We start from the raw sequence: 13248 nt of genomic DNA, 5'->3' as shown, positions 1-13248 counted from the left end.
CTCGTCGCGTCGCAGGTGCTCGGCCTGGCGCTCACCCGGTACGTGCTGCGGTTCCCGCCGACCGTGACGCTCCGCCGCGAGGAGGTCGTGGCCTGGCTGGCGCCCACGCTCCAGCGCTATCTGACGGCACCCAGCCCGTGAAACGGCGAGGGCGCCTGCCCGGTCCGCGTACGGCTGGTGCGTACGCGGACCGGGCAGGCGCCCTCGGTGGAGCAGTGGTGGGCCGTCAGGCCTTCGCGTCGGCCTTGGTCTTCACGTTGCGGCTGGTCACGCGGTGCTTCTCCTGGGACCTGTCCAGAACCATGACCAGACCCGCGATGACCACGAACAGGCCGATCGGGAGCAGGACGTAGAGGCCCAGCGTCTCGATGACGCTCAGGCCCGTGCCGGGGTCGTCGCCGTCGTCGCGGGTCAGCGCGAGCGCGGGGGACGACATGAGCAGCATCATCAGCGTCGTACCGGCTGCCAGGGCGCCGGCGCGCAGGGCGTTCTTCTTGTCCACGGTGCAAAGTTAGCGAACGGCCGAACGGGGCGCGCGCCCGGGGTGCCGTACGGGGCCCGGGCGGTCCCCCTCAGCGTGCGGGGCGGTCCCGCATCACCTCGATCAGGGCGTGCAGGCGCGGGGAGGCGGCCAGTTCCTCCAGGGTCACCGGGCGGCCCCGGGCGTCCGCGACGGGCAGCCGCCAGTTGGGGTACTGGTCCCAGGTGCCGGGGAGGTTCTGCGGGCGGCGGTCGCCGACGGCGTCGGGGAGCCAGAGGCCGACCATGCGGGCGGGGGTGCGCAGCAGGAAGCGGTGGACGGCCTGGATCCCGGCCTCCTCGGAGGAGGTGTCGGCGCTGCCGCCGGTGCCGTGCAGCAGGCCGAGGCGGGCGAGCAGATCGAGCCACTCCGCGGCGTCCGTCGCCGCCTCGGCCCGTTCCTGCTCCAGCGGGCGGGCGAGCAGGCCGAGGCGGTCGCGGAGTTCGACGTGCTCGCCGGTGAGCCGGGCGGCGGTGGACGGCAGGTCGTGGGTGGTGGCGGTGGCCAGGCAGTCGGCGCGCCACCGCTCGGGGGGCAGGGGCCGGCCGTCGCCCGCCCAGTCCCGTTCGAACCAGAGCACCGACGTGCCGAGCACCCCGCGTTCGCGCAGGGTCTCGCGCACGCCCGGCTCCACGGTGCCGAGGTCCTCGCCGATGACGACGGCGCCGGCCCGGGTGGCCTCCAGGACGAGGACGGCGAGCATGGCCTCGGCGTCGTGACGGACGTAGGTGCCCTCGGTGGGCGGGTGGCCCTCGGGGACCCACCAGAGCCGGAACAGGCCCATGACGTGGTCGATGCGCAGGGCGCCCGCGTACCGGAACAGGCCGCGCAGCAGGTGCCGGAAGGGCGCGTAGCCGGAGCCGGCCAGGCGGTCGGGGCGCCACGGCGGCAGGCCCCAGTCCTGGCCGCGGGCGTTGAAGGCGTCGGGCGGCGCGCCGACCGACATGCCGGCGGCGAAGTACTCCTGCTGGGCCCACGCGTCGGCGCCCTGCGGGTGCACGCCCACCGCGAGGTCGTGCACGATCCCGACCGGCATCCCCGCCTCGCGGGCGGTGCGCTGGGCGGCGGTGAGCTGGGTGTCGGTGAGCCAGGCCAGGCGCGAGTGGAAGTCGACGCGGTCCATCAGCTCGCGCCGGGCGCGGGCGGTGTCGGCCGAGCGCGGGTCGCGCAGCCCCCCGGGCCAGCGCCGCCAGTCGGAGCCGTGCACCTCGGCGAGCGCGCACCAGGTGGCGTGGTCCTCCAGGGCCGTGCCCTGTTCGGCGAGGTAGTCGCAGTAGGCGGCGCGGCGGCCGGGTCCGAGGGGGACCTCGCGGAGCAGTTCCAGGGCCTCGCGCTTGAGCTCCCACACGGCGTCCCGGTCGATGAGGGCGCCCTTGTCCAGTACGTCCTCCCGCAGCCGCCCGGCCCGTTCCCGCAGGGCGCGCACGCGCTCGGGGCCGGGGACGTGCGCGAACTCGGGCACGGCCTCGATCCGCAGGTGGACGGGGTCGGGGAAGCGCCGGGAGGAGGGCCGGTAGGGAGAAGGGTCGGTGGGAGCGCCGGGCACGGCCGCGTGCAACGGGTTGACCTGCACGAATCCGGCGCCGAGGGCGCGGCCGGCCCAGGCGGTCAGCTCGTCGAGGTCGCCGAGGTCGCCCATGCCCCAGGAGCGGCGGGACAGGAGGGAGTAGAGCTGGACGAGGAGCCCGTAGGAGCGTCCGGGCGGGGCGGGCAGCCGGTCCGGGGCGACGATCAGGTGGGCGGTGGCGGTCCGGCCGTCGGGCGCGGTGGCGGTCAGGCGGTGGTAGCCGGCGGGGAGCCGGCCGGTGTCGGCGCGGATCTCGCCCTGCTCGGTCTCGACGCGCAGGACGGTGCCCTCGGGCAGCGCGGCCAGGGCCGCCGGTGTGCCGCCGCCGGTGCGGGCGACCACGGTCGGCGGCAGCAGGCGCGCGCGCAGTTCGTCCTCGCGGGCGGCGAGGGCGGCGCGCACCGCCGCGGGACCGCTCGCGTCGACGCCGAGGGCGGCCAGCGCGAGGGTGACGGCGGTGGCCGAGGCGGCGACGGTGCGGTCGGGGGACGGGCTGTAGGAGGTGGCGACGCCGTGCAGGGCGGCGAGCCGGACCAGATCCTCGGGAAGGTCTTCGACGGGGGGCTCGGCCGGCCGGGCGGCTGTCATCTACGACCTCTGGGACCGCGTGGGTTCCGGGACGGCGAAGGAGGGGCCGCCCTGCTCCGGCACGTCCGCCGTGAGCTCGGGGGAGGACTCGCTGGTCAGCGGCACGGCGTCGGTGAACGGCGACTCGCTGGTGAGGGGCTCGGCGTCGGGCAGCGGCGGTTCGCTGGTGAGCGGCGCCTCGGCGCAGCCGCCGGAGGCGCCGAAGACGCAGTAGTGGGGGGCGCCGGAGCCGGCGGAGGGTTCCGCCCAGGGCGTGGACGGCTCCGCCACGGGTTTGGAAGGGTCCGGGAGCAGCAGGGGTGCCGATGCGGCCACGGAGGTCTCCTTGTGCGTCGAGGACGGTTCTGACGGGTTACGGCAGCCCTACCCAGTCGGCGCGCGGACAGACGCCCCCGGGCGGACAACGTGACCCTGACCACATTCTGCCCCGGGAAAACGCCCTGGATCCGGGCGAAAGGCCCACGGGGGCCGTCACTCGTCCGGGCACGTCCCGCTTCCTCCGGCGCCCTGGCAGGTGCGGCGGGCCGCGGCGCCGGAGACCGGGCTCGCCCGCCTGCCGGGCTCGGCGGCGACCGCCTCCTCGGTACCGCTCCTGCTGCGCCCGGCAGGCCCCGCCGACCGTCTTCCCCTCGTCGTCGCGCTCGGCGCGGGCGCGGTACGGCCCGGACCGTCAGGCGGAGATGCCGTCGATCCGGGCCAGCGCGTCGTCCGCGCCGTACGGCTGCAGGTAGGGCAGCCAGCGCGGGTCCCGGTGGCCCGTGCCGATGATGCGCCAGGCCAGGCCGGTGGGCGGGGCCGGTTTGTGGCGCAGGCGCCAGCCGATCTCGCCGAGGTGCCGGTCCGCCTTGACGTGGTTGCAGCGGCGGCAGGACGCCACCACGTTGTCCCACACGTGCTGTCCCCCGCGGCTGCGCGGGACGACGTGGTCGACGCTGGTGGCGACCCCGCCGCAGTACATGCACCGGCCTCCGTCGCGCGCGAAGAGCGCCCGCCTGGTGAGAGGAACGGGCCCCCGGTAGGGGACCCGCACGAATCGCTTGAGCCGCACCACGCTGGGTGCGGGGACGGTGACGGTCGCGCTGTGCAGGAAGGCGCCGGACTCCTCGAGGCACACGGCCTTGTTCTCGAGGACGAGGACGAGCGCGCGGCGGAGCGGTACGACGCCGAGCGGCTCGTACGACGCGTTGAGGACCAGGACATGCGGCACGGATGCCTCCTTGTACGCCGGCGGCGCGTGGCTCGCGCCGGGACGATCCGTAGTCAGTCTCCCCTCATGCCTGGTGGACGCGCCACCATGTCCCGGTAACGGGCTGGGAGTGTTTTCGACCACACCCGATGCATCCCCCGGAGCCTGACCAGTTCAAGCGCGGGTGAGCACCGTCTCTCCTGCGCACTTCACGCCGGTCCCCCGATGGTGCCCCGTTAGTGTGGTTCTCCTGCCCGTCCGGTGACCTTCCCGTGACCTTGGACCAGACCCTTGGACCGTAGTCGCCCGGCCGCGCGCCGCGGACGGGCCGTCGCACCTGGAGGTATCCGCCGTGTCCCTGCCCGCCGCCGTCCTGCCGGCCGCCGGTCCGCCCCCGTCGCCGTCGCCGTCGCCCTCCACGACGGCCCCGGGGGTGCCCACGCTCCAGGACGCCCAGGAGCATGCGACGAACGCCGCCAGCTGGGTCGAGCAGAACTGGTCGACATGGCTCGCGATCGGGCTGCGCGTGGTGCTGATCCTGGTGATCGCGACGGTGCTGCGCACGGTGGTGCGGCGGGCGATCACCAAGCTGATAGACCGGATGAACCGCACCGCCGGGGCCGTGGACGGCACCGCGCTGGGCGGGCTCCTGGTGAACGCCGAGCGCCGCCGGCAGCGGTCGCAGGCCATCGGCTCGGTCCTGCGTTCGGTGGCCAGCTTCCTCATCCTGGGCACCGCCGCCCTGATGATCCTCGGCACCTTCCAGATCAACCTGGCCCCGCTGCTGGCGTCCGCCGGTGTCGCGGGCGTCGCGATCGGCTTCGGCGCCCGCAACCTGGTCACCGACTTCCTCTCCGGCGTCTTCATGATCCTGGAGGACCAGTACGGCGTCGGCGACACCATCGACGCGGGCGTGGCCTCCGGCGAGGTCATCGAGGTCGGGCTGCGCGTGACCAAGCTGCGCGGCGCCGACGGCGAGATCTGGTACGTCCGCAACGGCGAGGTCAAGCGGATCGGCAACCTGTCCCAGGGCTGGTCGACGGCCGGTGTGGACGTGACGGTCCGCTCCGGCGAGGACCTGGACAAGGTGAAGGAGACCCTCGACGCCGTCGCCGAGCGGATGAGCAAGGAGGAGCCCTGGAACGAGCTCCTGTGGGGGCCGGTCGAGGTGCTCGGACTGGACAGCGTCCTGCTGGACTCCATGGTCGTGCGCGTCTCGGCGAAGACCATGCCCGGCAAGTCCCTCACCGTGGAGCGCGAGCTGCGCTGGCGCATCAAGCGGGCCTTCGACGCGGCCGACATCCCGATCGTCGGCGGCGCCACGGTCCCGGCGGACGGGACCGTGGTCCCCGACCCGACGGCGGGCGTCGCGGCGCCGTCGGCGTACGCGAGCACCGTGTCGCCGCAGTCGATGGCCGCCTCTCCGCTCACCCCGCCGAGCACCACCAAGTAGCGGCCCGGCCCCTTCCTCCCGCCCCCGGGGGCGACGCCCGCGTCGCACCCGGGGGCGGCCGCTCGCGCGGCCCCGCCGGTCCCTCCCTTGACGGCTCCCCCGGGCGGGCCTACGTTTCTCGACCGACAGGAAACTTTCCTTACAGTTCCTCGGGGCGGTCCCGTACGGACCCGGTGTGCGGCTCCCCTTCGAGAACCGGGCGGCGAGAGGCAGGTGCGGCCCCGCATGGCAGGAACCGCCGGCACGCCGGGCACCCCACGCGTGCTGCGCGCCATGAACGACCGGGCCGCCCTGGACCTCCTGCTGGAGCACGGGCCGCTGTCCCGCACCCGGCTCGGCAAGCTCACCGGCCTGTCCAAGCCGACCGCCTCCCAGCTGCTGGCCCGCCTGGAGGCCGCGGGGCTCGTGCTGGCCGGCGGCACCACCCGGGGCCGGCCGGGCCCCGGCGCCCGGCTCTACGAGGTCAACCCGGCCGCCGGGTACGCCGCCGGACTCGACGTCACCCCGGCCCGCGTCCTCGCCGCGGTCGCCGACCTCACCGGCCGCACGGTCGGCCGGTACGAACTGCCCGCCCCCGGCCGGCGCGCCGGCGTCCCCGTCGTCCGGCAGGTCACCGACGCGCTCGACGGCGCGGTGAAGGCCGCCGGGCTCGCCCGGGGCGACGTCCGCCGCCTGGTCGTCGGCACACCGGGCGCCTTCGACCCGAACACCGGCCGGCTGCGCTACGCCGTCCACCTGACCGGCTGGCACTCCCCCCGCCTGCTGGAGGAACTCGCCGCCGCCCTGCCGATGCCGGTCGAGTACGAGAACGACGTGAACCTCGCCGCCGTGGCCGAGCGGCGCCTGGGCGCGGCCCGGGGCCACGAGGACTTCGTGCTGCTGTGGAACCAGGAGGGGCTCGGCGCCGCCCTGGTCCTCGGCGGCCGGCTGCACCGCGGCTGGACCGGCGGCGCCGGCGAGGTCGGGTTCCTGCCGGTGCCGGGCGCGCCGCTGGTGCGGGGGGTCGCCCGGACGGGCAGCGGTGGCTTCCAGGAGCTGGCCGGCGCGCAGGCGGTGCCGGGGCTGGCCCGTGAGCTGGGCGTCGGCCCCCCGCCGTCCGGTTCGCCCACCGAGTCGGCGGCGGCTCTGCTCGCCGCGGCCGCCCTGCGCCCCGACGACGCCCCCCACCGTCGCCTGCTGCGGGCCTACGCCACCCGCCTCGCCACCGGTCTGGCCTCCCTCGTCTCCGTCCTGGACCCCGAGCTGGTGGTCCTCGGCGGCACGGTCCTCACCGCCGGCGGTGAGCCGCTGCGCGCCCTGGTCCGGGAGGAGCTGGCGGAGCTGGCCGCGGCCGGGCCCCGGCTCGTCCTCGGCACCGTGACCGAGCAGCCCGTGCTGCGCGGCGCCCTGGAGACCGCGCTCGCCACCACGCGCGACGAGGTCTTCGACACCACCGGCTGAACACCTCCCCGTCGGCGCTCGCACCGCACCGACCGACCCCCGTCCAGGCCGCGACCGGTCCGGTCACGGCCCCGTGATCCGAGTGAAGGGCTGACGTACATGAAACTCACCGTGGTCGGCGGCGGTTCGACCTACACCCCCGAACTCGTCGACGGCTTCGCCCGGTTGCGGGACACCCTGCCGGTCGAGGAACTGGTCCTGGTCGATCCGGCCGCGGACCGCCTGGAACCGGTCGGCGGGCTGGCCCGCCGCATCTTCGCCCGGCAGGGCCACGACGGCCGGATCGTCACCACCTCCGACCTGGACGCGGCCGTGGACGGCGCCGACGCGGTCCTGCTCCAGCTGCGCGTCGGCGGCCAGGCGGCCCGCGAGCGGGACGAGACGTGGCCGCTGGAGTGCGGCTGCGTCGGCCAGGAGACGACCGGCGCGGGCGGCCTGGCCAAGGCGCTGCGCACGGTGCCGGTGGTGCTGGACATCGCCGAGCGGGTGCGCCGGACCAACCCGGACGCCTGGATCATCGACTTCACCAACCCGGTCGGCATCGTCACCCGCGCCCTGCTCCGGGCCGGCCACAAGGCGGTGGGGCTGTGCAACGTGGCGATCGGGCTCCAGCGCAAGTTCGCCGCGCTGCTCGGGGTCGCACCCGCCGACGTCCACCTGGACCACGTCGGCCTCAACCACCTCACCTGGGAGACCGGCGTCCGCCTCGGCGGCCCCGAGGGGGAGGACGTCCTGCCCCGGCTGCTGGCCGAGCACGGCGACACCGTCGCCGCCGACCTCCGCCTGCCCCGCCCGCTCCTGGACCGCCTGGGCGTCGTCCCGTCCTACTACCTGCGCTACTACTACGCGCACGACGAGGTCGTCGAGGAGCTGCGCCACAAGCCCTCCCGCGCCGCCGAGGTCGCAAAGATGGAGCGGCGGCTGCTGGAGATGTACGCCGACCCCGGCCTGGACGAGAAACCGGCGCTGCTGGCCGAGCGCGGCGGCGCCTACTACTCGGAGGCGGCCGTGGACCTGGCGGCGGCCCTGCTCGGCGGCACCGGCTCCCCCTACCAGGTGGTGAACACCCTCAACCGGGGCACGCTGCCCTTCCTGCCCGACGACGCGGTGATCGAGGTGCAGGCGGCGGTGGGCCGCGAGGGCGCGGCGCCGCTGGCCGTCCCGGCCGTGGACCCGCTGTACGCGGGCCTGATGGCGAACGTGACGGCGTACGAGGACCTGACCCTGGACGCGGCCCTGCGCGGCGGCCGGGAGCGGGTGTTCCGGGCGCTGCTCGCCCACCCCCTCGTCGGCCAGTACGCCTACGCGGAAGAGCTCACCGACCGGCTGGTCGCGCACAACCGGGAGCACCTGGCGTGGGCCTGAGCGCGAGCGTGCTCGCCGTCGACGCGGGCAACAGCAAGACGGACGTGGCGGTCGTGTCGGCCGGCGGGGAGGTGCTCGCCACGGCACGCGGCGGCGGCTTCCGCCCGCCCGCCGTGGGCGTCGGCCGGGCGGTGGACGCTCTCGCCGAGGCGGTGACGCGGGCGTTCGCCGCGGCCGGCGTCACCGGCGCGGACCACGTCTCGGCGTGCCTGGCCAACGCCGATCTGCCGGTGGAGGAGGAGGAGCTGGCCGCCGCGCTGCACGCGCGCGCGTGGGGCACGACCGTCGAGGTGCGCAACGACACCTTCGCGATCCTGCGGGCCGGCGTCAGCGAGCCGCGCGGGGTGGCCGTCGTGTGCGGCGCCGGCGTCAACTGCGTCGGCATGCTCCCCGACGGCCGCACCGCCCGCTTCCCGGCCCTGGGCCGGATCTCCGGCGACTGGGGCGGCGGCTGGGCGCTGGCCGAGGAGGCGCTGTGGCACGCGGCGCGCGCGGAGGACGGGCGGGGCGGACCCACGGAGCTGGCCCGGACCCTGCCGGCGCACTTCGGGCTCGACTCCGTGTACGCCCTCGTCGAGGCCCTGCACCTGCGGCGCATCGAGCCGGTGCGGCGCCACGAGCTGGTGCCCGTCCTGTTCGCCACGGCCGCCGCCGGCGACCCCGTGGCCGGGGCGGTCGTCGACCGGCAGGCGGACGAGGTGGTGGCGATGGCCACCGTCGCGCTGACCCGGCTCGGCCTGCTGGGCGAACGGACGCCGGTCCTGCTCGGCGGCAGCGTCCTGGCCGCCCGGCATCCCCGGCTCGACGACCGGATACGAGAGCTGCTGGCGGCCCGCGCCCCCAGGGCCGTACCGCGGGTGGTGACCGCTCCCCCGGTGCTGGGGGCGGTGCTGCTGGGGCTGGACCGGACGGGGGCGGCCCCCGGGGCGCAGGCGCGGGTCCGGGCGCACTTCGGCACGTGAGGTCGCCGCCGGGAACCGAACCGGTCCCGCGGGCGTATTCATGGGCAGGGGCTGAGGGCGGTCGTGCCGGACGGCCGGTGCCGGGAGCGGGGGCCGGGATCCCGCGATCGGAACAAGATCGGGTGAAGGCCGGTGCGAACGCCGGCGCGGGGCGCGATACTTGCGGCGACGGATGACCATGGGGGAGGTCAGCAGTGACTCGACCGCCGGAGAACAACGCGGCGCCGCCACCCGGCACGGGCGTGCCCCCGCTGCCCGCCGTACCGCCGCAGCCGCAGCGGTCCGCCGGCGGCGCACCGTCCGCGTTCCCTCCGCCCCCGCCGTCCCCGCTGCCCCCGCCGCCCCCGTCGGCGCACCGCCGCACCGCGTTCGCCGAGGGCGTGGACCGCCTGCGCGCCGCGGCCGTCACCGAGCCCGGCCGGCTGCGCATCATCGGGGCCCTGCTGGCCGTGCTCGTCCTCGCCTTCGGCGCCGTCACCGCCTGGCAGACGAACGAGCGGTCCGCCGCCGCGGACGACGTGCTGACCCGCAGTCAGCCGCTCAGTTCCGCCGCCGCCGACATCTACCGTTCCCTCGCCGACGCCAACACCGCGGCGTCCAGCGGGTTCCTGGCCGGCGGCCAGGAGACGAAGGCCTCCCGCGACCGGTACGAGAAGGGCGTCCGCGCGGCCGCCGAGGGGCTCGTGGAGGCCGCCGCCGACTCCGACGCCGGCTCCCCCGCCGCCGCGACGATCACCAGGCTGAACCGCCTGCTGCCCGAGTACAAGGGCCTGATCGAGCGGGCCCGCACCTACAACCGGCAGGGCTACCCGGTCGGCGGCGCCTATCTGCGCTACGCCAACGAGAAGATGCAGAAGGAGATGCTCCCGGCGGCGGAGGACCTCTACACGCGGGAGAACCAGCGGCTGAGCGGCGACTACGCCGACGCCGAGCCCTATCCGTGGGCGGCGATCGCCCTCGGCGTCCTCGCGCTCGCGGCCCTGGGCTGGGCGCAGCACCGCGACTACCGGCGCACCAACCGGGTCCTCAACCACGGCCTGGTCACCGCCACGGCCACCGCGGCGGTCGTCCTGCTCTGGCTGGTCGTCGGCCACAGCGTCGCGCGGTCGGACCTGAACGACTCCTACGACCACGGCGTGCGCTCCCTGAACGCGCTGCACGAGGCCCGTATCGCCTCCCTCAAGGCCCGCGGCGACGAGAACCTCACGCTGGTGGCGCGCGGCGCGGAGACGAGGAAGGTCGGCGGGGAGACGCTCGACGCCTACGACCTCGACTTCAGGAAGAACATGGGCGCCCTCGGCAAGGGCCTGGCCGAGGCACGGCGGCTCGCCGACGACGAGGCGGGCGAGAAGCCGGTCGCGGCGGCCGGCGCCGACATGACGGAGTGGAAGAAGCGCCACGACGCCGCCCGCGAACAGGACGACAACGGCAACTACCAGCAGGCGCTGGACCTCGTGATCGGCGGCGAGGGCGCCACGGTCGAGTGCTTCGACGGCGTCGACGCCTCGCTGGCCGAGGCCCTCGCCCACGAGAAGGACGAGTTCGAACGGGCGGCGGGTGACGGTCTGGACGCGATGGGCCTCCTGCCCCAGGGCGCCGCCGCCCTCGCCGTGCTGGGCGCGGCCGGCGCGCTGCTCGGCATCGGCCGCAGGCTGTCGGAGTACCGGTGAGGCGGGGCCGGGGCCCGGCGCACGGGTGGGAGGGGACGACCGTGGGAGGAGGCGTGAGGATGCGCGCACGACGGCTGAGGACCGGCCTGAAGGGCTGGGGCGGGGTGGGAGCGATGGCGGTCGCCTGCGCCCTGGCGGCGCTCTTCGCCCTGCTCCTGCCGGTGGTCCGGTCGCACGGCGAGGGCGGCGGCGCGGGCACCGGCGGCCACGGCGCCGTCCAGGGCCGCCAGGCGCGCGCCGCCGAGGAGTGCACGGACCCGGAGAAGCAGACCCTGCCCCCGAGCGACGCGGACGGCCCCACCGTCGAGGCCATCCGCAGCCGCGAGGGCGCCAAGCGCAAGCTGATCGTCGGCGTCGACCAGAACAGCTACCGCTGGGGCTACCGCGACCCGAACAGCGGCGGTGGAGCGAGGCTGGAGGGCTTCGACATCGACCTGGCGCGCCGCATAGCGCAGGACATCCTCGGCGACCCGGACGCCGTGCAGTTCAGGGCGATCCCCACCAACCAGCGCGAGCAGGCGGTCGACGAGGGCCGGGTCGACATGGTGGTCCGCACCATGACCATCACCTGCGAACGCCTCGCCAAGGTCGCCTTCTCCGCACCGTACTTCAAGACCGGCCAGCAACTGCTCGCCCCCAAGTCGTCCCCGGTCACCGGCTACGACGACACGCTGGCCGGCAGGAGGATCTGCACGGCGGCGAGTTCCACCGCGCTCAGCACGCTGCAGCGGGACCGGAAGGACGGCGTGCTCGCCGCCGACGCCGACCTGAGCACCACCGTGCCCAACCAACTGGACTGCCTGGTGCGGCTCCAGCTCGGCGAGGTCGACGCGGTGGTCACCGACGGCGCCCTCGCCGCGAGCCAGGCCGCGCAGGACCCCACGGTCGAACTCAAGGGCGCCCCCTTCACCACCGAGTACTACGGCGTGGCGATGAAGAAGGACGCCGACGACCTGGTGCGCCGGGTCAACCAGGTCCTCGTCGAGTGGCGCGCGGACAAGGCCGGGGGCTGGCAGCGCTCGTACGGGAAGTGGCTGTCGGAGACCATGGGGGACGACCCGGGGCCGTCGCAACCGCCGGCCCCGCAGTACCTGCGCGGAAGCTGAGCGGCCGCCGCACCGCGGGGAAGAAGCACGCACGAGTCCGCAACAGCGAAAGGTGATCGATGGGCGACACGGGACCCTCCGGGCCGGTGATGGACCGGGACGAGGTGGACCGTGCGCTGGCGCGGCTCGGCGCGGAGCACGAGGCCGTCGAGACCTCGCTCCTCGCCCTCCAGGACCACGCGGGCCGCAGACTCCTGGAGGGTGCCGAGCTCACGGGCGTGACCCAGGAGCGCTGGGCCGCCGCGGAGGCGTCGATCACCCTGCTGTGGTCCTACTTCGACGCGTACACGGGCGCGCTGCGCACCGCCCGGGAGATCCGCGCCCGGCGCCGCTGGTCCAGCCGCGAGGACCTGGTGGAACTGACGGAGCTGCTGCGCGGCGAGGCGGTCACCGTGGCCGGCGCCGCCGCCCACGCGCCCACCCCGCACGGCGGTCCGGGCCGGCTCAGCGAGCGGTACTCGCTGGCCACGCTGGTGGAGCGGATGAACCAGCTGTACGCGGCCTCCCTCGACCTGGTGGTCGCCGCCGACGCGGTGTGGTCGGCGCTGCCCGCGCGCATCGATCTGCTCGCCGCCGAGCTCCGGCGCACCCGCCGGCTCGCGCACTCGGTCGGGGTGCGCCCGGGCGAGCACCCGGCCGGTGACGACCTGGAGCGGATCACCCGCACCCTGACGAGGCTGCGCGAGCGGGTGGTGTCCGATCCGCTGGCGTTCTGGGTGCCCGCCGAGGGCAGTTCGGCGCCGGGCGGCGGCCGGCCGGACACCACGGTCTACGACCGGGAGGCGCGCGCCCTGGAGGACGTGCGCCGGGAGATCGACGCGGTGCTGGCCGTCCGCCAGGACGCCGAGCAGCGGATCGTGCGGCTGCGGGACGTGCTCTCCCGCGCGGACCGCACGCTCGCCGAGGCCCGCACCGCGCGCGGCGAGGTGCTGGCGAAGATCGCCGCGACGGAGGTGCCGGTGGTCAGCGGGCCGCCGACCGTGCTCCAGGAGCAGCTGGCGGCGGCCGCCGAGTACCGCAGACACGCCCAGTGGCACCGCCTGTCCCCGCTCCTGGAGTCCCTGGAGGAGAAGGCGGAGGAGGAACTGCTGCGGGCCCGCGAGTCGCTGACGGCGGTCACCGCGCCGCTCGCGGTCCGCGCCGAGCTGCGCGGCCGGCTGGACGCGTACAAGGCGAAGATCGCCCGGCTGGGCTTCGCGGAGGATCCGGAGCTGGTCGAGAAGTACGAGAAGGCGCGCCGCATGCTGTGGAGCGCGCCCTGCGACCTGCGCGTCGCCGAGCAGGCCGTCCTGCGCTACCAGCAGGCGGCGGCCGAAGTGCTGGGTTCCGCACCGCGCGTGCCCGGGCAGGGCGGGCCGGTGGACCGGACGGGTCCCGGCGCATGAGCGACA

Annotated in this window: 12 protein-coding genes; 8 read left to right on the top strand and 4 right to left on the bottom strand. The window is 75.6% G+C overall.

Translation table 11 applies throughout. The annotated features are described in order from the left end of the window. The coding region (locus ACZ4V6_RS01820; RefSeq protein WP_467822217.1) for a TetR/AcrR family transcriptional regulator at nucleotides 1–141 on the top strand (141 nt) is incomplete at its 5' end. Nucleotides 142–226: 85 nt separating this feature from the next. Here the strand turns inward: ACZ4V6_RS01820 and ACZ4V6_RS01815 are convergent. The 4 genes from ACZ4V6_RS01815 to ACZ4V6_RS01800 form a co-directional block, all read right to left on the bottom strand. Further along, complete coding sequence (locus ACZ4V6_RS01815; RefSeq protein WP_467821783.1) at nucleotides 227–502, bottom strand: hypothetical protein; 276 nt, start codon at nucleotides 500–502, stop codon at nucleotides 227–229. A gap of 70 nt (nucleotides 503–572) precedes the next feature. Further along, nucleotides 573–2675 carry a 4-alpha-glucanotransferase gene (gene malQ, locus ACZ4V6_RS01810; protein ID WP_467821782.1) on the bottom strand — a complete coding sequence of 701 codons (2103 nt, stop codon included), beginning with the start codon at nucleotides 2673–2675 and terminating at the stop codon, nucleotides 573–575. Next, the gene (locus ACZ4V6_RS01805) at nucleotides 2676–2990 is read right to left on the bottom strand and encodes a hypothetical protein (RefSeq protein ID WP_467821781.1); all 315 of its coding nucleotides are present in this window, start codon (nucleotides 2988–2990) and stop codon (nucleotides 2676–2678) included. Nucleotides 2991–3345: 355 nt separating this feature from the next. Further along, nucleotides 3346–3882, bottom strand: a complete 537-nt coding sequence (locus tag ACZ4V6_RS01800; RefSeq protein ID WP_359397602.1) for an HNH endonuclease — start codon at nucleotides 3880–3882, stop codon at nucleotides 3346–3348. Nucleotides 3883–4213: 331 nt separating this feature from the next. On the opposite strand from ACZ4V6_RS01800, the gene ACZ4V6_RS01795 reads away from it, so the two are divergent. The 7 genes from ACZ4V6_RS01795 to ACZ4V6_RS01765 all read left to right on the top strand — a co-directional run bounded on the left by ACZ4V6_RS01795 (nucleotide 4214) and on the right by ACZ4V6_RS01765 (nucleotide 13242). Next, the gene (locus tag ACZ4V6_RS01795) at nucleotides 4214–5314 is read left to right on the top strand and encodes a mechanosensitive ion channel family protein (RefSeq protein ID WP_467821780.1); all 1101 of its coding nucleotides are present in this window, start codon (nucleotides 4214–4216) and stop codon (nucleotides 5312–5314) included. A gap of 225 nt (nucleotides 5315–5539) precedes the next feature. Next, the gene (locus ACZ4V6_RS01790) at nucleotides 5540–6754 is read left to right on the top strand and encodes an ROK family transcriptional regulator (RefSeq protein WP_467821779.1); all 1215 of its coding nucleotides are present in this window, start codon (nucleotides 5540–5542) and stop codon (nucleotides 6752–6754) included. 99 nt (nucleotides 6755–6853) lie between these two features. Continuing rightward, nucleotides 6854–8119, top strand: coding sequence for a 6-phospho-beta-glucosidase (locus ACZ4V6_RS01785; protein WP_467821778.1), 1266 nt, complete (start codon nucleotides 6854–6856; stop codon nucleotides 8117–8119). Beyond that, nucleotides 8110–9081: an N-acetylglucosamine kinase gene (locus ACZ4V6_RS01780; RefSeq protein ID WP_467821777.1), complete on the top strand. Its 972-nt coding sequence runs from the start codon at nucleotides 8110–8112 to the stop codon at nucleotides 9079–9081. Before ACZ4V6_RS01785 ends, ACZ4V6_RS01780 begins: the two co-directional genes overlap by 10 nt. 194 nt (nucleotides 9082–9275) lie before the next feature. Further along, nucleotides 9276–10751, top strand: coding sequence for a hypothetical protein (locus ACZ4V6_RS01775; RefSeq protein WP_467821776.1), 1476 nt, complete (start codon nucleotides 9276–9278; stop codon nucleotides 10749–10751). Between the two features lie 59 nt (nucleotides 10752–10810). Further along, complete coding sequence (locus ACZ4V6_RS01770) at nucleotides 10811–11857, top strand: glutamate ABC transporter substrate-binding protein (RefSeq protein ID WP_467821775.1); 1047 nt, start codon at nucleotides 10811–10813, stop codon at nucleotides 11855–11857. Between the two features lie 59 nt (nucleotides 11858–11916). Next, the gene (locus ACZ4V6_RS01765) at nucleotides 11917–13242 is read left to right on the top strand and encodes a coiled-coil domain-containing protein (protein WP_467821774.1); all 1326 of its coding nucleotides are present in this window, start codon (nucleotides 11917–11919) and stop codon (nucleotides 13240–13242) included. Nucleotides 13243–13248: the final 6 nt, after the last annotated feature.

It is taken from the genome of Streptomyces sp. NPDC029152 (assembly GCF_055564355.1).
The sequence above is the reverse complement of the archived record's forward strand: the minus strand, read 5'-3'. Positions and strand labels throughout refer to the sequence as shown.